This window comes from Collinsella sp. LCP19S3_A6, from assembly GCF_052122015.1.
Lineage (GTDB): Bacteria > Actinomycetota > Coriobacteriia > Coriobacteriales > Coriobacteriaceae > Collinsella.
On sequence record NZ_JBQKDD010000005.1, the window covers coordinates 127,118 to 146,424 of the forward strand.

At 56.0% G+C, this 19,307-nt stretch carries 18 protein-coding genes; 3 read left to right on the top strand and 15 right to left on the bottom strand.

All coding sequences use genetic code 11. The features are described 5' to 3' along the window. Positions 1–206: 206 nt before the first annotated feature. Both leuS and ACTQVX_RS04950 read right to left on the bottom strand, forming a co-directional pair. Positions 207–2,783, bottom strand: a complete 2,577-nt coding sequence (leuS, locus tag ACTQVX_RS04945; protein WP_441560410.1) for a leucine--tRNA ligase — start codon at positions 2,781–2,783, stop codon at positions 207–209. Between the two features lie 259 nt (positions 2,784–3,042). After that, on the bottom strand, positions 3,043–4,554 hold the full coding sequence (locus ACTQVX_RS04950; RefSeq protein ID WP_154515410.1) for an IMP dehydrogenase: 1,512 nt from the start codon (positions 4,552–4,554) through the stop codon (positions 3,043–3,045). Positions 4,555–4,747: 193 nt separating this feature from the next. On the opposite strand from ACTQVX_RS04950, the gene ACTQVX_RS04955 reads away from it, so the two are divergent. Beyond that, positions 4,748–5,092: a winged helix-turn-helix domain-containing protein gene (locus ACTQVX_RS04955; protein ID WP_441560412.1), complete on the top strand. Its 345-nt coding sequence runs from the start codon at positions 4,748–4,750 to the stop codon at positions 5,090–5,092. A 104-nt stretch (positions 5,093–5,196) separates the two neighbouring features. Here the strand turns inward: ACTQVX_RS04955 and ACTQVX_RS04960 are convergent, their stop codons facing one another. The 12 genes from ACTQVX_RS04960 to ACTQVX_RS05015 all read right to left on the bottom strand — a co-directional run bounded on the left by ACTQVX_RS04960 (position 5,197) and on the right by ACTQVX_RS05015 (position 15,843). Beyond that, complete coding sequence (locus ACTQVX_RS04960; RefSeq protein ID WP_441560414.1) at positions 5,197–6,186, bottom strand: PLP-dependent transferase; 990 nt, start codon at positions 6,184–6,186, stop codon at positions 5,197–5,199. A 95-nt stretch (positions 6,187–6,281) separates the two neighbouring features. Then, a complete protein-coding gene (locus tag ACTQVX_RS04965) occupies positions 6,282–6,389 on the bottom strand; it encodes a hypothetical protein (RefSeq protein ID WP_441560416.1) in 108 nt (35 codons plus the stop codon). Positions 6,390–6,581: 192 nt separating this feature from the next. Continuing rightward, positions 6,582–6,809 carry a hypothetical protein gene (locus ACTQVX_RS04970; protein ID WP_441560417.1) on the bottom strand — a complete coding sequence of 76 codons (228 nt, stop codon included), beginning with the start codon at positions 6,807–6,809 and terminating at the stop codon, positions 6,582–6,584. Then, complete coding sequence (locus tag ACTQVX_RS04975) at positions 6,806–7,441, bottom strand: hypothetical protein (protein ID WP_441560419.1); 636 nt, start codon at positions 7,439–7,441, stop codon at positions 6,806–6,808. Before ACTQVX_RS04975 ends, ACTQVX_RS04970 begins: the two co-directional genes overlap by 4 nt. Positions 7,442–7,492: 51 nt before the next feature. Further along, positions 7,493–7,906: a hypothetical protein gene (locus tag ACTQVX_RS04980; protein WP_441560421.1), complete on the bottom strand. Its 414-nt coding sequence runs from the start codon at positions 7,904–7,906 to the stop codon at positions 7,493–7,495. 157 nt (positions 7,907–8,063) lie between these two features. Beyond that, a complete protein-coding gene (locus tag ACTQVX_RS04985; RefSeq protein ID WP_441560423.1) occupies positions 8,064–8,516 on the bottom strand; it encodes a hypothetical protein in 453 nt (150 codons plus the stop codon). Continuing rightward, positions 8,513–8,902 carry a helix-turn-helix transcriptional regulator gene (locus tag ACTQVX_RS04990; protein WP_441560425.1) on the bottom strand — a complete coding sequence of 130 codons (390 nt, stop codon included), beginning with the start codon at positions 8,900–8,902 and terminating at the stop codon, positions 8,513–8,515. Before ACTQVX_RS04990 ends, ACTQVX_RS04985 begins: the two co-directional genes overlap by 4 nt. Before the next feature lie 33 nt (positions 8,903–8,935). After that, positions 8,936–9,349 carry a hypothetical protein gene (locus tag ACTQVX_RS04995; protein WP_441560427.1) on the bottom strand — a complete coding sequence of 138 codons (414 nt, stop codon included), beginning with the start codon at positions 9,347–9,349 and terminating at the stop codon, positions 8,936–8,938. Between the two features lie 915 nt (positions 9,350–10,264). After that, complete coding sequence (locus ACTQVX_RS05000; RefSeq protein ID WP_441560429.1) at positions 10,265–11,164, bottom strand: hypothetical protein; 900 nt, start codon at positions 11,162–11,164, stop codon at positions 10,265–10,267. Then, positions 11,157–11,663 (bottom strand): hypothetical protein, encoded by a 507-nt coding sequence (locus ACTQVX_RS05005; RefSeq protein WP_441560430.1) that lies wholly within the window; start codon positions 11,661–11,663, stop codon positions 11,157–11,159. The genes ACTQVX_RS05000 and ACTQVX_RS05005 overlap by 8 nt, the downstream gene beginning before the upstream one ends. Positions 11,664–12,304: 641 nt before the next feature. Continuing rightward, a complete protein-coding gene (locus ACTQVX_RS05010; protein ID WP_441560432.1) occupies positions 12,305–14,122 on the bottom strand; it encodes a UvrD-helicase domain-containing protein in 1,818 nt (605 codons plus the stop codon). Continuing rightward, positions 14,122–15,843, bottom strand: a complete 1,722-nt coding sequence (locus ACTQVX_RS05015) for an ATP-dependent nuclease (RefSeq protein ID WP_441560434.1) — start codon at positions 15,841–15,843, stop codon at positions 14,122–14,124. Before ACTQVX_RS05015 ends, ACTQVX_RS05010 begins: the two co-directional genes overlap by 1 nt. A gap of 313 nt (positions 15,844–16,156) precedes the next feature. Here ACTQVX_RS05015 and ACTQVX_RS05020 point away from each other — a divergent pair, with 313 nt between their 5' ends. Together ACTQVX_RS05020 and ACTQVX_RS05025 are read left to right on the top strand one after the other, a co-directional pair. Next, entirely contained in the window at positions 16,157–17,416 is a 1,260-nt protein-coding gene (locus ACTQVX_RS05020; protein ID WP_441560436.1) for a transglutaminase domain-containing protein, read from the top strand. 156 nt (positions 17,417–17,572) lie between these two features. Next, the gene (locus tag ACTQVX_RS05025) at positions 17,573–17,770 is read left to right on the top strand and encodes a hypothetical protein (RefSeq protein WP_368144376.1); all 198 of its coding nucleotides are present in this window, start codon (positions 17,573–17,575) and stop codon (positions 17,768–17,770) included. A gap of 70 nt (positions 17,771–17,840) precedes the next feature. Here ACTQVX_RS05025 and ACTQVX_RS05030 read toward each other — a convergent pair whose 3' ends face one another. Beyond that, the gene (locus tag ACTQVX_RS05030; RefSeq protein WP_441560439.1) at positions 17,841–19,295 is read right to left on the bottom strand and encodes a sugar nucleotide-binding protein; all 1,455 of its coding nucleotides are present in this window, start codon (positions 19,293–19,295) and stop codon (positions 17,841–17,843) included. Between the last annotated feature and the right edge of the window lie 12 nt (positions 19,296–19,307).

Consider the following 19,307-nt stretch of genomic DNA (forward strand, 5'->3'; position numbering starts at 1 on the left):
TTTCAATTACAACTTCATTTGCAAGCAAACTATACCAATACCTGCGAAAACGTGCAACCATAGCACAAACCCGCAGGTCAGCGTGAGCACAGGTTCTCCACAAGAAATGGATAATTGGGTGTAGTCGCAAGTATCCATATCCAAAAAGAGGGACGACCCAGCCGGATCGTCCCTTGTCTATTGTGCATCAACTATATGCGCGAGGTTTACTTAACCACCAGGTTGACCAGCTTGCCGGGCACGCAGATGGCCTTGACGACCGTCTTGCCCTCGAGCCACTTGGCAACAGCGGCCTCGGCGGCAGCCTGCATCTCCTCGTTGGAGGCATCGCGGGCCACATCGATGCGGCCGCGGACCTTACCGAGCACCTGGACCACGATCTGCACCGTGTCCTCGATGGACTCGGCCAGGTCAAACTCGGGCCAGGCGGCGGTGTAGGCGTTGCCCTCGCAGCCGAGTGCCTCGTGCCACAGCTCGTCGGCCCAGAACGGGCAGATGGGGGCAAGGACGCTCACGATGTCCTTGGCCACGCCGTAGCACAGTGCCTTGTCGCGCGATGCGCCCTCGGTGGCGTTGAGGTAGGCGCTCGCTGCGTTGACGAGCTCCATGACGGCCGAGATCGCGGTGTTAAACTGGCCGCGATCGAAGTCCTCGGTGCACTTGGCGATGGTGCGGTGACGCTCGCGATAGAGCTTCATCGCGGTCTCGTCGAGCACGGACTTGTCGAAGGCAACGTTGGCATCACCCGACTGGACAAGCTGCCACACGATACGCCAGGCGCGCTTGATAAAGCGGTTGGCACCCTCGACGGCCTTGGGATCCCAGTCAAAGTCCTTCTCGGGCGGGGCGATAAACAGGATCGCCAGACGCATGGTGTCGGCGCCGTAGGGCTCGATAACCGAGCTCGGAGGCACGACGTTGCCCTTGGACTTGGACATGGTGTCGCCGTTCTCGTCCTTGACCATGCCCTGGCACAGCAGGTTGGTAAAGGGCTCGTCAACGCTCAGCAGACCCAGGTCGCGCAGCGCCTTGGTAAAGAAGCGGCTGTAGAGCAGGTGCAAAATGGCGTGCTCGATGCCGCCGATGTAGTTATCGACGGGCATCCAACGGTCTGCCGCCTCGCGGGAGAAGGGCAGCTCGGTGTTGTGCGGGTCGGTATAGCGCAGGTAATACCAGCTGGAGCAGGTGAAGGTGTCCATGGTATCGGTCTCACGCTTGGCCGGGCGGCCGCAGACCGGGCAAGTGGTCTCGTAGAACTCCTTGCACTCGGCGAGGGTCTCGCCGGCGCCCAGGTCCAGGTTCTCGGGCAGCGTCACCGGCAGCTGGTCCTCGGGCACGGGCACAATGCCGCAGTGCTCGCAATGGATGGCCGGGATGGGGTTGCCCCAATAGCGCTGACGGCTGATGAGCCAGTCGCGCAGGCGGAACTCGACCTTGCGACGACCGCAGCCCATGGCCTCGAGGTCGGCCACGATGGCAGCCTCGCCCTCGGAGTGCTTACCGCCGCGCATGCCGGTGTACTTGCCGGACTGGACGAGCGTGCCCTCGGCAGCGTGGGCGCAATCCCAGTCGACGGTCTCGGCATGGAAGGTATCGATGGTCTCGCCACTGGCCTCGACGGCAGCGCGGTCGTCATCGTCCAGGATGATCGGGACGATCGGGAGGTCGTACTTGCGGGCAAACTCAAAGTCGCGCTGGTCGCCGCAGGGAACGGCCATGACGGCGCCGGTGCCGTAATCGGCAACGACATAGTCGGCAACCCACACGGGAACCTTCTCGCCGTTGACGGGGTTAACCACGTAGCGGCCCGTAAAGGCACCGTGCTTCTCGAGGGTGCCCTGGGCACGCTCGACAGCAGAGATATGCTTGGAGTCCTCGACGATCTTGGTCACGGCCTCCTCGTACTCCGTGCCCTCGACGAGCTCGTGCAGACGAGCGTACTCGGGAGCCAGGACAAAGAAGGAGACGCCAAAGAGCGTGTCGGCACGCGTGGTGAAAACGGTAATCTTGCCCTCGTCGCCCTCGATGGGATCGCCGTTGGCATCACACAGGGTAAAGTCGACCTCGGCGCCCTCGGAGCGGCCGATCCAGTTGGCCTGCATCTGCTTAACGCGCTCGGGCCAGCCGGGGAGCTTCTCCAGATCGTCGAGCAGCTCCTGGGAGTACTCGGTAATCTTGTAGTACCACTGCTCAAGGTCGCGCTTCTCGGGCTCGGTGCCGCAGCGCCAGCACTTGCCCTCGGTAACCTGCTCGTTGGCCAGAACGGTCTTGCAGTTGGGGCACCAGTTGACCGGGTTCTTCTTGCGGTAGACCAGGCCCTTTTCCCACATCTTCTCAAAGATCCACTGACCCCAGCGGTAGTAGTCGGGGCTGCAGGTCTTGACCATGCGATCCAGATCGTAGGAGAAGCCCATGCGCTTCATCGTGGCGAGCGCCTGGTCCATGTTCTTATACGTCCAGGCGGCAGCCTGCGTGTTGTGCTTGATGGCGGCGTTCTCGGCGGGCAGGCCAAAGGCGTCAAAGCCAATGGGGTGCAGCACGTCAAAGCCGCGCATGCGGGCCTGACGGGCCATGGCATCGCCGATGGTATAGTTGCGCGCGTGGCCCATGTGCAGGTCGCCCGAAGGATACGGGAACATCTCGAGCACGTACTTCTTGGGCTTGCTGGCGTCGGTGTCGACGGCAAAGAGGTTGGAGTCCTCCCAGGCCTTCATCCACTTGGACTCAATGGCCTGCGCGTCGTAGGCAGGGATCTCGTCCTTATGATCTGTGCAATCGCACATATCAGCTCCTTTAATCTTAGCTGGGGTCGGTCGGCTTGGCTTTATTCGCTACTGCGGACAGTCCTGCGCAAGACGAAGAGCACATTAAGTGCTCTTCTTTGCGTGCGGAACTTGTAGCGAACAAAGCCAAGCCGACCGACCCTAAGGTTAACTTGACTGATGATAGCAAATACGACAAGCGAGATGCCTGCGACTTGCAGGCATCTCGCTTTATCTTAATAACGTGGTTGGAACTCAACCTTTATGTGCGGCTCTTATCCTATCGATAAGACACAGACTGCTGCGAATCCTTGACGACTACGTCGTGGGCGCCGCCTTCGACGATCGAGGTCGAGCTCACCAGGGTCAGGCGTGCCTTTTTCTGGAGCTCGGGGATCGAGAGGGCGCCGCAGTTGCACATCGTGGACTTGATCTTGTAGAGCGTGCCGCCCACGCCGTCCTTAAGGGAGCCGGCGTAGGGAACGTAAGAGTCGACGCCCTCGACGAAGCTGAGCTTTGCGGCGCCGCCCAGGTCGTAGCGCTGCCAGTTGCGGGCACGCGCAGAACCCTCGCCCCAGTACTCCTTCATGTACTGACCGTTGACGTTGACGCGCTCGGTCGGGCTCTCGTCAAAGCGGGCAAAGTAGCGGCCCAGCATCATAAAGTCGGCACCCATGGCAAGAGCGAGCGTCATGTGGTAGTCGTAGACGATACCGCCGTCGGAGCACACGGGCACGTAGACGCCGGTCTCCTCGTAGTACTCGTCGCGAGCGCGGCAGACGTCGATCAGCGCGGTGGCCTGGCCACGGCCGATGCCCTTGGTCTCGCGGGTAATGCAGATGGAACCGCCGCCGATACCGACCTTGATAAAGTCGGCACCGCAGTCGGCCAAAAAGCGGAAGCCCTCGGCGTCAACGACGTTGCCGGCACCGACCTTGACGTCCTCGCCGTAGTTGGCGCGGATCCACTCGATGGTGCGCTTCTGCCACTCGCTGAAGCCCTCGGAAGAGTCGATGCACAGGACATCGGCGCCGGCCTCGATGAGCAGCGGCACGCGCTCGGCATAGTCGCGGGTGTTGATGCCGGCGCCGACCATGTAGCGCTTGTCGCCGTCGAGCAGCTCGTTGGGGTTGGTCTTGTGGCTGTCGTAGTCCTTGCGGAAGACAATGCCCATAAGGTGATCGTTGTCGTCGACGATGGGCAGGGCGTTGAGCTTGTTGTCCCAGATGACGTCGTTGGCAACCTTGAGGCTGATGTTCTTGTCGCCCACGATGAGCTGCTCACGCGGGGTCATGAACTCGGAGACCTTCTTTTGGTGGTCATCGCGGCTGGGGCGATAGTCACGGCTGGTGACGATACCCAGGAGTTTGCCCTTGGGAGTGCCGTCGTCGGTGACCGGCATGGTGGAGTGACCGGTCTTCTCCTTGAGCTCGATGACCTGCTCCATGGTCATGTCGGGGGTCAGCGTGGAATCGGACTGGACAAAGCCGGCCTTGTGATCCTTGACGGCCTTGACCATGGCGGCCTCGGACTCGGGGGTCTGGGAACCGTAAATGAAGGACAGGCCACCCTCGGTAGCGAGCGCGACACCCATGTCGACGCCCGAGACGGACTGCATGATGGCGGAAACCATGGGGATGTTCAGGGTGATTGCCGGCTTCTCGCCGCGCTTAAAGCGGGTCAGCGGCGTCTTAAGAGAGACGTTGTTAGGGATGCACTGCGAGGACGAGTAACCAGGGACCAGCAGATACTCCGAAAACGTGTGGGACTCACCGGGAAAGAACGTAGCCATGTTTCTCCTTTTTCCATGCGACCGGTCGGCTGCAGGCCTCGTAGGACCCAGCCCAACCTTGGGCGCCCAATACTGGGGAAGTATCTTAACGCACTTTGACTGCTACAATGCATGATTTAAGAAGAGCACACGAGGGTTTGACGCAGGCTTTGCGTTTGCCCAGCAAACACTTTAGCGGAGAGACGTGGAGCGCATGGAGTACAAGACGACGGCAAAACTGGTCATTCAGTCGTGCGACAAGGATCTGCCGGGCGTGTTCGGCCACGGCTGCGTCTTACTGCTGCAAGGTATCGCCCGCGAGCACTCGCTCAACCGTGCCGCAAAGAGCATGGGCATGGCATATTCCAAGGCCTGGCGCATTGTAAACGAGGCCGAAGGGCAGCTGGGATGCAAACTCATCGAGCGCGACGGCGCCCGCGGATCCACCCTCACCCCCGCCGGCGAGCGAGCCATAGCGGCCTACGAGGAGCTGCAGGCAGAGATCAACGAAGTCATAGCCGCAAGGGCCAACGACCTGATCGACACCATCAAAGAGTAGCTAATTTGGGACGGGGCTTTTTTAGCTACCCATCCAGAGCATTCTTAACTCATAGCCAAAAATTGACATTGGGTAGCTAAAAAAGCCCCGTCCCAAATTAGCTACTATCGGAGGGCGTTATCGAGGGCGGCGGCTACCGTCAGGGGATCGTCGGTGCCGGCGAAGAGGCGGATGGTGCTCCCCTGCTTGCCACGTGGAGCAGAAAGGCGTGTTATTGCACCGCCGGCGGGCGATGTGCGAAACTCCCCCGGCAAAGCATCGAACAGCTCACCCGCGCTACGCTCGATAAGGCCAAACTCAACTGCCGGGCCAAAGCCATGCTCAAGGATTCCCGTTGCAACCGCATGGTCGGGATGCGAGCTCAACCCGGGATAGCGAACGTTGCGCACCATCTCGTTGGCGACCAGATACTCGGCCAGCGCACGGGCGCGGTCGAAGTGAGCCTGCATGCGGGCATCGAGCGAGTCCAGCCCGCGCTCCAATACACCGGCCTCGTCAGCAGGCAAATCAAGCTTGTCCAGGCCACAGTCCTCAAGCAGGGCATGCGCGCACTCAGCCGCGGCATCCACGCGATGGCGCTTAAGCTGCGAGCGCGCCACCGAAGCGGCAACGAGTTTGCGCGGAGCATCACCGGCACATACGCGGTCGAACGCCTCCAGCGATAACGCAGCGCCCAGCCGCAGCGGATCGCAGCCAAAAGCTGACGCCACGGTGTTATCCACCACGAGCAGCGCATGAGCCTCACGCGCGGCGCGGCCTAATGCGCGCAGATCGGGCACGCGCAGTCCAAACCCGCCAATAGAGTTGACGAACCACCACAGGTGCGGCCCCTCGACCTCAAACGAAGCATCAAAGCCCTCGGATGCAGCAGCAAACGCCGCAACCGACGGTTCCCCCACCATAGCCATGTCGCAGCCATCAAAGCCGCGCACAAAAGCTTTGGCAAAGTCATCCGCAAAGGCCACCAGGCGGTCACCGGGGCGCACAATCCCCAACAGCGCAAGCGCTGCCGGCGCATGCGAGGCAGCAACCAGTCGCGCCTCACGTGCGTTGGCCCTTGCAGCCCAAGCCTCTTCTAGCTGTTGCACGTCCACGTGGCACCGTCCCTTCAAAACAAAAGCCCACGATGCGGGTGTTCCCCGCATCGTGGGCAACGGCTGCAGTATAGCGCCGATATGCGACGAGTCGCCTAGATGTTGAGCGCGTGGTAGGTCACGTTCGCGCCAGCGGCGTCAACGGACACGCCATAGGTCGCAGGGTAGCTGCGCGTCGAGAACACGAGCGCACCATCGTTCACAAGCACCTCGACCGACGAGACATCGCCAACAATGCGTACGTTACGGACTCGGCCACATCCTTCATCTTTACCACGAGCACACCTGTCGTTGAAATCGCTTTCACCATGATACCTGTTCGTTCCGGCGTTCTAACGAACGCCGGACTGCTCGACCAGGACCGCCCCTCTTTGTGCAATCTACTCGCTAGGGTTCTAGCCGTGGTATTCGCCGTTGTATTGGATGAGCGTTAGGTCCTCCACGCCATCGAGGGCACGGATGGCGTCGGCATAGGGCATATCCACACCGTCAGAGAGCACCTCGACGGTCATCTCGACCTTGTCGCCGCGCATGGTCTTGGACTTAACGGTGAACCTGGTGCGCCCAAACGCGCGCACGATATCGTCGCCAGCGGTCTGGCCCGTGTAGTGAATGACCATCATGCCTGGAAGGTATAGCCATACTGGGTAAAGTAGCTCACGGCCAAGCCCACCGATGCCAGCAGCGCCGCAACCAGGCCAAAGTCCAGGCCATACAGCGTACCAATGAGCACGACGTAGAGCAGGCGATAATCGAGCACGTTGAGCCGGGCCGACTGGGAGAACAGATGCTCCAGCACCTCAAACAGGACCCAGGCAACGCCCGTCTCTAGGCATTTAATAGGCAGCGTGCGCGTCTGGATGCGGTCGATGGCGGCGCGCAAGGGGTTGACCTTCTTTGCACGGCCAGCATCCCAGCGAGCCTGAATGGTCGAAAGATCGCGCAACAAGTCGTAGCGCTGAAACCAGCCATAGCGAACGCGAAAGATGTCGCTGACGGGCAGGGCATAGCCGGCAGAATCGCCATAGGCAACTGAGAGCCCTGGGAACAGCGCCTTGAGAGCCTCTCCCAGGCCGCCCGCCGTGTGATGGAAGGTATCGGCAACATCGAGCGTCTCAAAGGAGGCATCCCAGCTATCAAAGATGCGGCGCACCAGCACCGCGAGCTCCTCGGCGCACAGCAGGGGAAACGCCGCATCCTCCGCTCCCTGTAAAGCAACCGATCCGGTTGAGCATGCGTCGAACAACGGCGCCAAAAACGGATCTTCCAGTGCGGCAGAGGCAGTGGAAAGGCGCGCGCAGAATCTTTACCTGAACGTCTTCGCGCGCAGCGTAATGGCGGCACAGGTCGTTAGCCACTCGGGCGATAATTCCCTTTCCCGTTTGCTCTGCGGCATCGGCGGCACCCTCAGCGCCCGCGGCCCGGCTACATACAGCAACTGAACCCGGCGCCCCATGCACGCACGAAAGACCGAGCGGAGCAACTCGATGTCGCCAAAGTTCTCGGTATGCGGCGTGAGGTAGTTAGACAGATAGACCACGCGGTCGAACTCATAGGCCTGATCCAGGTGTTGCAGAAGCTCTTTCCATGAGGCATGGGGCGACGACTCGTCGCGATGTGCATCCGCGGCGGCTACGACCTTAACGTGGTCCCCGGGGAACGCCTTGGCACAAAAGTCATCGTCAACATATGCAGTGTTGCCAACAACCAGCACTTCCATAGCGCACCCCTCCCCTTAATTCCACATTTGCCATAGTCAAACGTTCGTATTGTACGCCGTCAATGTAGGTCGAAGGCAACTATTAAAACTGTTTTAAGAACATCTTCAGAGGATGTGGGAGTGGCAACTCATTCGACTTAGATTCATCGAGGAAATGCTATTCGCTCTGAAAAGGCACATCGCAATCTGCTGACATCTCCGCAGGGAGAATGGCAGGCAATGTAAGCGCTCCCATGGGTGAAAGTCCAGTAACAACCATCAGATAGCTCTTCGCATGGGCATACGCCATCGAAATGGCATTTGAAAGAAGATAGTGACGTGCTTCGTCATCGGGAGAGTTCGCTGGTATTTGCGCCGAAACCGAGATGGATACCGTAACGCCAGCGCGCATCTTCTCCTGCGCATCACCATCCCTGTCAACGAGACTGCCAGATACGCACATCTTTAAACTTGTGTGCGCGCCGCTATCGTTTTTCCAAAGGTGAACATCCTGATAGCTGACGTCAACTTTTAAATCCATATTATCCGAGGGCGAATCTTCGATATGAAAATCGGAGTCAACGACGAACAAATTCACAATCTGAATTGGAGCAATAAAATCCCCACTCATGCTGCCAAACCTCCTGGAACCATCTCTAGATTCGCGTGCGACGACGGAAGCTCGCTCCTGAATGACCATTGCTCTCGCACAGAATCGTTGGATGAAAGAAACGGTAGCTCTTTAGAATAGCTAACGGTAACCTTAGGAACGATATTGATACCCAAGGCGAGCTCGAACCTAGCGATCGTCTTCAACGTCATATTGGGCTGAGAATTCAACAGCTTCGAAAGCGACTGAAGGCTCACGCCCATACGCTTTGCCAAATCGCTTTTGCTTAAACCCAAATGCTTCATCTCGCGATGAACAATAAACTCGATATCTAGCGCGTGTTCATAAGCGCGTGTTTCGCTAGTTTCTGTCTCGGCGTAAAAATCAGATAAATCTACTTTATTCATTGTGTTCTCCGTTTCGAAAGCCAAGTATAAAAGTCAACGCTCAGATTCCAGAAGCTGACGCGCTATTACGGCTAATCGCTTGGCCCGCTCGATTTCTTTACTGATATTTCCTGATCCCTGGTGTCCTTTAAACCAAAACAATAGAACAATTTTGTCTACGCCCTGACATATGGCATAAATCATCTCTCGATTTGCCCCGTCAAACCCTTTTAGTTCATAGAGACCAATCTTAGAATCGATACGTCGCAGCTTTGAGGTCCCGCTCGCAACCTTTAAACCGTAATCGTAGATTTTTGAAATCTGGTCGATCATTTTACGAGCGACAAATTTCCGTTTAGGGTCTGACATCATTTTCTGAAATTGGGAGTTGTCAGGAGAAGTCGTCAACTCCCAAAACGGTCGGCCCTTGGGGTCTCTATATTCGACAAGTTCATATCCTGCTGCCAAGGGCCACCCCCCTTTCTAGATACACTTAACTTATAAGTTAAGTATATCTATTTAAATACAAATAACAAGGTATAAACTAGATTCCGCAGCCCCAAATCGATAAACAATCCAGTCGAGCTTGTGCTCAATCCGGAAGTGCGGTGAAAAGCAAAGATCGACCGACCGGACTCCGGTTTTGAGCTTCGGCGACCTGCAGTTTTACTGGAAAATGCGGGGGGGGTGCTCGGCGGTTTCCGATTATCCCTGCACTTCCGAAATACGCGATGAAACCCGCCGACCTAAAGCGGAAACGTGACAAATATCCTTTAGAAAACAGCCCCTTAAAACGCGAAAACCGCCTTTCGGCGGTTTCCACGGACCAAGCCGGACATACCGTCGCAAGGCCTCATCACAATTGAATCTGTAAGGAAAAGCCCAATCTGGTCAATCCCTTACCGGCAACCACAGCGAATTAAGACTGAGCAACAACACGTCAGTAAAGTTACATACGAGCAGAGAATCACACGCAATCTCGTCTATTTTCAATTGAGATGTAAATTTTGACAGGCCGAATCTTACATCCAAACAAAAAAGAGGGCCGACGCATCAACCCTCTTCAGATGTCATCCGAAGGCTTCCACCGCAATTGGTTTAATCCTAATCGATATCAATTGTTGCCCACGGGCGCGTCATCCAGCAGAAACCGCCCATACTCGAACGCCCCGTTGCCGGAATGACGTTTAGCCAGCTCGTCACTCATTGCATACATGAAAAAAGGGCAACACTCTCTAACAGAAAGCGTCACCCTTAAAGCTCTCGAAGAGCTTTTGTATAGCAGGACAACATACTACGCTATCTCAAGGAGATTGAAGGGCATATCATGGCCTGTCAGGTAAAAGCGCAGACAGGCCATGATCGAACAAGGCAGCAGCAGGACTAACGATCGCCACAATCAAACGTGCCCAAATACCTCAAATCATCCTTCAAATCCGAAACACAACGGTCACGGTACAAGAAATTGACGCTATAAGAAGGAGATCCAACGTAAACATGAGTCTTACCGGTCTCGCAACAGAACAGAATGTCGTCAGCGCTGTTTTGCGTCAGAGTGTTGTAATTCGAGTAATACTCAAGCTCGTCTGACGGGGCCTCTCCCACAACGATCAACCGAGGCTCCAACTTATCTAGCCATGTCTTAGGAACGCGACCAGACTTCCGTCCATGATGCGGTGCAAAAAGAATGTCCACAGGCGAAAGTGAGATGTCGTCTTCAATCGCCACCATGTAGTCATTTTCCATGTCACCAAGCCAAAGCGCACGGACCCCTTCCTCAAGAGAGTAGACAATCGCAGGACTAATATTATTGGGATTATCAGAGCTTTCGGCATCCCGCAAAGCATCCTGGAAGGTCTCATTATTCACATCGGGCCAGAGGACGCTAATCCCAGCAGAGCCGCGCTCACCATCAGAAACGTTCATCCATTTACGCTTACACCCCTTGTATATTTTGTAGGCGCACGACGACCCCTTCAGATCTTTGTACTTTTTAAAACTCTCTGACTCCGTGGACTTAGAGACATCATTGTCAACGTAATAAAAATTCGGAATGAGCTTAAGCTCATCAAGATACTCAATACCCTGAATATGATCTTGGTCCGGATGTGTGCTAATAAAACGCACGATACACTTATTACCTGCAAGGTTTTTAATCTCATCAAGGATTTCCGACTTACGCTCATCGGTAATATTGCAGTCAATTATGCTGAAGTTGTCAGTATTGTGATTGATGTAAAACATGTCACCGTTGCCAACGGACAGAGACTTAATCTCACTCACGATTATCACGTTCCTCAAGATTGAAGTTGATCCGCTTTTCTACATACCGTTCCTGCTTGATCCAGGAGGCAATAAATAAGGCGATAAAAGAGCACAGAGCCGCCGGAGGCCGATGAGATTCCGGCAACAATGATGCAAACAGAATAATGACGAGCAGGACACCGGCCCCCGCCAGGCTGCGATACATGTTTGAAATCATCAAGAGCTGCTCGACCTTTGGATCGCGTTTCTGAGCATATGCAAAGGCAGAATAGTCCCGCTTTTCGGTCGGTTTCAGCTTGCGGGCCAACGGCTCAATACAGAGAGAGCCAATCCGCGACGCAATGAGACCGAGGACATAACTCAGTACAAATAGTGCCAGCCAGTTGGAGCAGTCAATACAACTGCCCAACGGCATCTGGCTGACGGAATATGTTACAAGTGCGCCCGGAATGAGTACATTGAACAGATCGTACGCAGAGATTTTCCCAAGAAGATTATCTAGATAGTTATTGGCCAAAAATTACGCACCTCCAAGAATCCAAGAGCCATCCCTCGAATTTTTACGGACTAACCCGCCCAGCCACACAAGTGACAGGTTCTTGAAGAAAAGCTATTTGGAAATGATTTGAGCATACGGGGGCGCATACTGCTGTTGATCTATAAGCGCACGCGCCCCCAAAGAATCTTAGTGGACCATCAACATGGCCTCGATTTTGACAGCTATCCCATCCAGCTCCTTTCGAACAATTAAGTTGTAGTGGGGAAACGACGTTTCACGTTAAATTAATTGTAGCCGCAAACGCAATCTATATCCTGTATTGTTTTTTGAAGCTGAACACAATATGTTGTGTTTTAGCAGGTAGATACGATTAAAGTTTTTGCAGTATAAATCAACAGCAATAAGTGAGCCGTCTAATCCACCCTAGAGGCAGCTTCGCTGACCAGCATAAATTCAAACTAGGTCCCACGTATTTGCACACGGCGAAAACCCATACATATCGAATACCTGTTCGAAATTAACAAAAGATTTTGCTTGACCAACATGTTGGGCGACCCCCTATTGCCCCACTGCCCGTCATAATCAAACAGGGCACGAGTTACGCCACAAAACTCATCATGATTAAACGTCGGCCTCCGCCTCTTACGCCGAACACTTAATCACCCCTCCCCGTCCATGACCTTCCAACTCACGGGCTCAATGCCCGGAAGAGACGTTAGGCAAGAGGGGCAGGCAACCTGATAGTTCCCGTAATTTGTCCTGCGCTGCATAGAAGCGGAGACATATACCGCTTTGCGGGCGCGAGTGACGCCGACGTACAGCAGGCCTATTTCCTCAATAAGCCCATCTGGCATTTTCTTCGCATCAGCAATCTGGCAACCTCGCGCAGAACGTAAGCATATACCAGCATTTTCACAACGAGAGCAAATCCCTCCAGGCCAATCGAAACGCGTAACGCCCGGAATGAAAACAGTGTCCCACTCGAGCCCCTTAGCGGAGTGAATGGTCATGATCGAGATGTCTGCATCAAGGTAATCGGAGAAACGCCGCAGGGAGCCCTCGGAAAAGATGCTAACGATATAGTCGAAGCGCTCAGATGGATCCATCGCGACGCAGTCAGTTTTAAGGTGTTTCCGCAGCGCCCCAAGAAGCATGGCATAGGACCGCCCATACTCGAATCTCCTGGAGCCAGTCAGCAGTTCATTAGAGACGGAGTCAATTATTTTGTCCGCAGCAGACAGGCTGACGCCCTTTTCTCCAGACGCTGCATCGGTAATCCTGGATAAAGCAAACACATTGAATTCAATGAACTCTGGGGCTGTATCAGAGAAAAGCCCGTTGAAGTATGGCATCTCCTCCTTAACCAATTCGTTCATAATGAGATCGGCAAGGGCACCACGCTTACGAACAAGAATCGCGATCTTCCCGCCACCGACTTGGATGAGCGCCGTAACCTTGGAAACAATGGCTGTCGCTTCGTCCTGCTGTGCAGCGCCAACAAATATGGGAAGTCGGGGCGTACCGCCGACAATGGCACCCTTCATGTGGGAGCGAATCGCAGCACCGAGCTCTCCAACGATAGATCCCCCAGAAAACCTATGATTATGTTCGAGCTCCAGCGGCGATAGACACAGGTCGGTAGTGGCCTTTGCCTTTAAGCCTTCCATTGCGCCAATAAAACCATAGACACGCTGAATAGGGTCACCGAACATGCAGATTCCTGATTTATCAGAAACCAAGCCATTTAGAAAGATATAACACAACGCATTCGTGTCCTGCGCCTCGTCGACGAGCACGACAGGGTACGCTGACGACAGATAGGACCTTAACTTGGGAAAATGAGAGAGCAATTCAATTGCAAGGGAAATCATTCCAGAATATGGCAAGAGACCGTTCGGCACGAACCGATCCCTGATGATCCTATTAAAGGAAAACATCACGCGCCTCAAGTCCATGTCCTGACCGTTTCTCATAAAGCGGAGGAAGTCGTCAACGGCATTCTTTTCATTCCAGGTCAGCCTGACACCTCGCAAAACCAGCTCGTTAACGGCGCCGTTGTCATCAACCATAGAAAGCTCGTCAACGTTTACTGGGAGCGAGAGCGATCTCCAGTATCTGCGCAGCAGAGCCCAAGCAAAGCCGTGGAAGTTAGTCGCCATGACGCTGTCCTCAAAACGCTTGGCCACGGGACCAGGAAGCGCCGACATAGTGGCGCTTAAATCCGTACGCATTCTCCGCGCGGCAGCGACGCTGAAGGTTAGGGACAAAATCCTTTTTGGCGGCTGGACTTCCCCAGATGCCAGCAACCAGCAAGCTCGCCCAGTCATCACTGTGGTTTTCCCGTATCCTGCCGGGGCCTCTACGAATACCCTCTTCGATGGCGCAAAAATCGCAGAGCACTGTGATGTATCTCCGCCACAGCGCACCTCAATCGCAGCTCTAACACTATCCCGTAAGTCAGCCTGACTCATCACCATTAAAGCCCCACGGCCTTACAAATAATAGTTTTATAACATGCGGGAACGCCATCGGCACCAAAAACCTCCGCGAGGGCAACGCCAGACCCAACGCCCTTGTTCGATGAAAGCCATGCATACATAAGCGCACGCGATTCGGGTGTGTCGGCGAATAGTCCGTCAAACTCCGATCCCTGGAAATCATACTCAGGGCCCGTCAAGCTAACACCGTAGACAGCGCAGGCATTTTTCAATGCTTTGCTATTGCCCTTGATGGAAGTTGCCCTCTGACGATCCGTCGCCTCAAGAAGTGTAATAAACGAGCTTTGGTTCCTATTAACGAAAATAGTTTCGATGACCTCAGCTTCAAAATCCCGTTCAGTTGTCGTTATGTGGTCTCCAGAAGTTTCTAGCGAATCGTTATCCCTATCGACAATGGAATAATTTGGAATCTCAAACTTGTTCAGAAGTTCACAGAGCGGCTCGACGTTCTTTTTCCCGCCAGCCCTGATAGGCACAACTCCATAATCATCCAGATCCATCCCAAGGTTGCGTGCAAAGACCGGAATGGCCCCAGACTCCGTCTGCCCTTCAAAAGCCAATACCGACCGCGCGAAAAAAGCCTCTCGTATTGACTCAAAGTTCAGCATAAGATGCTTTTCAACCTTGTCAGAAAGGTTAATATCCTTGCCGCACATGACCCTTGGAGAATCTTCGCCCTGTCCAAATCGCACAATGTTCTTATAGCCGCGAGCAAGAATGTTTGGCGAATGCGTCACCATGATCAGCTGAGCTTTGATTGAATCAATCCCGAAATACTCCTTTAGAAGGGCGTTAAACTTGGTGTCCTCCCCTTCGCAAATCCTATGTAAGCTCTTCGAGAGCCGTCTTTGCATATACGGATGAAGATGAGCTTCGGGTTCGTCATAAGCCAGCACGGCATGCAGCACGCGCTTGTCATCGCCATCCGAGCAGAGGCTCTCTTGAAGGCGTTTAGGCGAAAGTCGCATAATGCTCTCGATTATCGAAAGCGAGGCAATGGCGAGGTACTGCAAGCCTACCCCCGCCTTTTTAAAATGAACGCCTCTCTTATCAAGCAAGGTAACCAAACTTCCAAGCGTTCCGCTATCCGATGAGTCGACGCCCGTCCTCACACCATATGATGACAAGATGGGTACGTCACCGACAATCGCACCGAGATCTTCAAGCAGACCTTCGAGCTCATTCCCGTCTAGAAAGTCAAAGACCTCTTTGCCCTCCTTATCCAGGTAAAGAGAGATACCTTTGGAGAGAACTTTACCGACGCCGCGCGTACCGTCAAACGCCAAGTCTCCCCTATTGAAAGATGCAGTAGAGTACCTGAACATATGAACGGATCTCATAAAAGAAGGGGGGATCTTTTCCCCGCTTTCCTCGGCCACAAACTCTATTCGAGAATCCGGATCGTCAGCAAAGGCGCAGACGGTAATGGTGTTTCCGGTCGCAGGATCGATGTCGATCCCCGATATTCCGATCTCGCCCTCGTCCATCTTTAAAGTTACTACAGCACCTGATCGCCTTTCGGTGTCTGCGAAATCTTCTTCGCTGATCATCGCTTGGTTGAAGATTGTATTGAGCAAGTCGAGCACATTCGTTTTGCCGAGATTGTTCTCGCCGACAATATAGGTCACGTCCTCGTCAAAACTAATCGCAACACCATCGAGATTCCGATAGTTCTCAATCTTCAGTTTAGAGATCCTCATGCAGCCTCCCGACCGTTAGGGTTTATGGCTACCAATAATCTAGCACGCCTCGTGTTGTACCGAGTGTGAGGCGCAACCGCTTCGAGTTGCTTCTAAATCGCAATAGCAATCCTAAGAAGGTTATTTGCACGCAAGGCCCCGTCTCTTATGAACACCAATCCCCAGTCTGCTCCCTCCCCCTCCCCAACAACCCCCAGAAAGTTCGCTGATGTTGACTGGGGTTCCCGTAAAATAAACCGAAACAAAATATGTGCGGAATGCTGGCCTGGAGCTGCCTTAGAACCCTATTGGCTGCTCACCGAGAGGCTCCGCTATGAAACGACCCCTTTACTACCTGTTCTGCGCGATCGCGTGCGCGTCCATGGTCAGCTCGACGATGCCTATGGCAGCCATCGCAGAAGTCGTACAGCCTCAGGCAACAGCCGAGCAGCAGGCGCAAGCCGACGCTACGAACGGCGACACAGGCGAGGCCGAAGACGGCACCAACACGAATGCGACAGCAGATACCGTTGAGGACAGCACCGCAACATCCACCGGCACCAGCGCAGCCAACACGGAAAGCGCTGACGGCACCACCGCCGCAACCGGCACCACCGCCCCATCCCTCCGAACCCAGACCAACCCCACGCCCGCGGCAATCTCCACCGCGTCACAAACCGGCTACGCCCACTCCGTCACCGCAACCCAAAACGGCGTCACCTTCAACGTCTCGTGGAACGACGCCCCCGCGGGCACTGCGACGACCTTCCACGTAACCCAAGCCAACGGCTCGTCCCAGGCCAAGGCGCGCATGGACGTGCCCACCTACTGGGACGGCGGTAGCCATGAGAGCGTCTGCGACCCGTCGCGCCAGGCATGGTCCAGCTACTACAGCCTGGGCACCACAGGCCACTACTTTACCTTTGACTTCACGGCGTCGGGCACGTACCGCATCTACTTCTACTTTATGGACAACGACAGAAACGACCCCCAAAACGACAAGGGGATCTACTACCTGCGCACCACGGCGGAGGTAACCGTAAACGACGCCGCCCGCCCAAGCGTCACGCAGATCGTCAACGACGCCGTGGACCTGTGCAGGCAAGAGACAAACGGCTCGGAATACGACATGGCGCTGTGGCTCCACGACTGGACGCTCGACCAGCTGGAGTACGACCACAGCCGCAACTGGTGCTCGGCCGAAAGCGGCCTCACGCACCACCAGGGCACCTGCGAGAGCTACCAGCGCATCTACTCCAAGCTCCTTGACACCGCGGGCATCGCCAACGGGCGCATCACCGGCAACGGCCACACCTGGAACGCCGTAAAGATCGACGGCAAATGGTGCCAGATAGACCTAACCTGGGACGACACCAGCGACAACTGGTACGGAGACCTGGAGCAACGCCTTACCGTTGCGCGTGCGGTCTACTCCGGCCCCCCCGTGCTTTTGCTCGATGAATGCACATCGGCCCTCGACCCCAAGACCGAGCGAGAAATGCTGGACCGCATGCGAAATCTCGGCCGTACCGTCATCATCGTCACTCATCGATCTGCTGCGTTGGAGGTTTGTGGTCGAGTTGTAAGCCTTTAACCTAAATGAAGAGTGAGCCGCTGCGGTCGTTTTCGACAGCACTCTCGCAATACTCATTAATTTGAGAGACACAAGGTGGCTCAATCCCGCACGATGGTATTTGACAGATAGCCGAATATATGGGTTGTAAATCAAGCCCCGAAAGGAGGTAAAGATATGGACGAGACGACTCAGCACTATTTGAACTCGCTGCGTGCAATTGCGTTTCCAAATGGCCAGGCCTTTGTTGAGCGCAGGGACATACCATTGGCAAAACAACTTATAGACCTTGGATTGGCCAAAAATCGAATCGAGTATGCTGACTGCAGCGGAAACTGCTGGATTTGGATGAACATATCGGCAAGAAGGCCCTAAGTCGTGATGCAAATTGCTCAAGACTAAATAAATAGTGGCTCGCCGGGTTTCCCGACGAGCCACTAAGCTGCTAGAGCGTCTTGAGATACTCCCCCAGCTCTTCCTCCCAGTCGGGCATATGGAAGCCGACGGACTCGAGCCTGGACAGGTCGAGCGCGGAGTGGACCGGGCGCGGGGCGACGGGGCCGGCGGCGCTCGCGTAGTAGTCGGCGGTCGATACCGGCACGACCTTCTCGCCGTTGCCGTTGGCTGCCTCGAAGACGGCGCGGGCGATGTCCGCCCAGGACTCGACGGCGCCGGAGCCGGTGCAGTTATAGGTCCCGTAGGGGGCGTGCGAGCCCAGCACGTGGAAGATGGCCTCGGCCATGTCGCGCGTGAAGGTCAGGCGGCCCAGCTGGTCGTCGACCACGGTGACCTGCGTGAGCTCGTCCTCGGGGTCGGCGACGCGGTCGGAGAGCGCCTTCATGGTCTTGACGAAGTTGTGGCCCTCGCCGATGACCCAGCTGGAGCGCATGATGTAGTGGCGCGGGCACCCGGCCACGGCGATGTCGCCGGCGGCCTTGGTCTGGCCGTAGACGGACAACGGGCTGAGGGGCTCCCACTCGGTGTGGGCCTCGGCCGTGCCGTCGAAGACGTAGTCGGAGGAAACGTGGACCAGGGTGATCCCGTGCTCGGCGCAGGTGCGGGCGAGAAGGGCCGGCCCGGTGGCGTTGGCCTTCCAGGCAGCCACGCGGCCCTCGGGGGTCTCCGCTTTATCCACCGCGGTGTAGGCGCCGCAGTTGATGACGGTGCCGTAGAGCGACCAGTCGTACTGCGCGTAGGACTCCGGGTCGGACATGTCGAAGGTGTCGATGTCGCAGAAGTCGAAGTCCTTGGCGACGCCGCGCTCCTCGGCCAGCGCGCGGACCGCATGCCCCAGCTGGCCGTTGCAGCCGGTGACGAGGGTACGCTTCGGCGCCATGGGGACGACGTCCTTGAGCATCGGGTGGCCGAGGTCGGCCTCGGAGACGGTGGCCTGGTCCAGCGGGATCGGCCACTCGATGGCGAGCCCCGGGTCGGCGAGGTTAACGAAGGTGTAGGTCTTCTTCAATTCAAGGGACCAGTGGGCGTCCACCAGGTAGGTGTAGGCGGTACCGTCCTCCAGGGCCTGGAAGCTGTTGCCCACGCCGCGCGGGACGTAGATGGCCTTGCTCGGGTCGAGCACGGTCGTGTAGACCTTCCCGTAGGTGGCGCTGCCCTCGCGAAGGTCGACCCAGGCGCCGAAGACGCTGCCGCGGGCGACGGAGATGAACTTGTCCCAGGGCTCGGCGTGGATGCCGCGGGTGACGCCGCGGCTGTCGTTGTAGGAGATGTTGTTCTGGACGACGCGGAGGTCCGGGATGCCCAGGGCGGTCATCTTGGCGCGCTGCCAGTTCTCCTTGAACCAGCCGCGCGAGTCGCCGTGGACGGCCAGGTCGACGACCTTGAGGCCCTCGATGCCGGTCTCGGTGACGGAGAGGTCCTTCTCGAATGCGATGTCTGCCATAACTCTATCCCC

Bases quoted from the DNA above. Each gene is read 5' to 3' on its own strand.
- leuS (WP_441560410.1), bottom strand. From the start codon at position 2,783: ATGTGCGATTGCACAGATCATAAGGACGAGATCCCTGCCTACGACGCG.
- ACTQVX_RS04950 (WP_154515410.1), bottom strand. From the start codon at position 4,554: ATGGCTACGTTCTTTCCCGGTGAGTCCCACACGTTTTCGGAGTATCTG.
- ACTQVX_RS04955 (WP_441560412.1), top strand. From the start codon at position 4,748: ATGGAGTACAAGACGACGGCAAAACTGGTCATTCAGTCGTGCGACAAG.
- ACTQVX_RS04970 (WP_441560417.1), bottom strand. From the start codon at position 6,809: ATGATGGTCATTCACTACACGGGCCAGACCGCTGGCGACGATATCGTG.
- ACTQVX_RS04980 (WP_441560421.1), bottom strand. From the start codon at position 7,906: ATGGAAGTGCTGGTTGTTGGCAACACTGCATATGTTGACGATGACTTT.
- ACTQVX_RS04985 (WP_441560423.1), bottom strand. From the start codon at position 8,516: ATGAGTGGGGATTTTATTGCTCCAATTCAGATTGTGAATTTGTTCGTC.
- ACTQVX_RS04990 (WP_441560425.1), bottom strand. From the start codon at position 8,902: ATGAATAAAGTAGATTTATCTGATTTTTACGCCGAGACAGAAACTAGC.
- ACTQVX_RS05010 (WP_441560432.1), bottom strand. From the start codon at position 14,122: ATGGTGATGAGTCAGGCTGACTTACGGGATAGTGTTAGAGCTGCGATT.
- ACTQVX_RS05015 (WP_441560434.1), bottom strand. From the start codon at position 15,843: ATGAGGATCTCTAAACTGAAGATTGAGAACTATCGGAATCTCGATGGT.
- ACTQVX_RS05020 (WP_441560436.1), top strand. From the start codon at position 16,157: ATGAAACGACCCCTTTACTACCTGTTCTGCGCGATCGCGTGCGCGTCC.
- ACTQVX_RS05025 (WP_368144376.1), top strand. From the start codon at position 17,573: ATGGACGAGACGACTCAGCACTATTTGAACTCGCTGCGTGCAATTGCG.
- ACTQVX_RS05030 (WP_441560439.1), bottom strand. From the start codon at position 19,295: ATGGCAGACATCGCATTCGAGAAGGACCTCTCCGTCACCGAGACCGGC.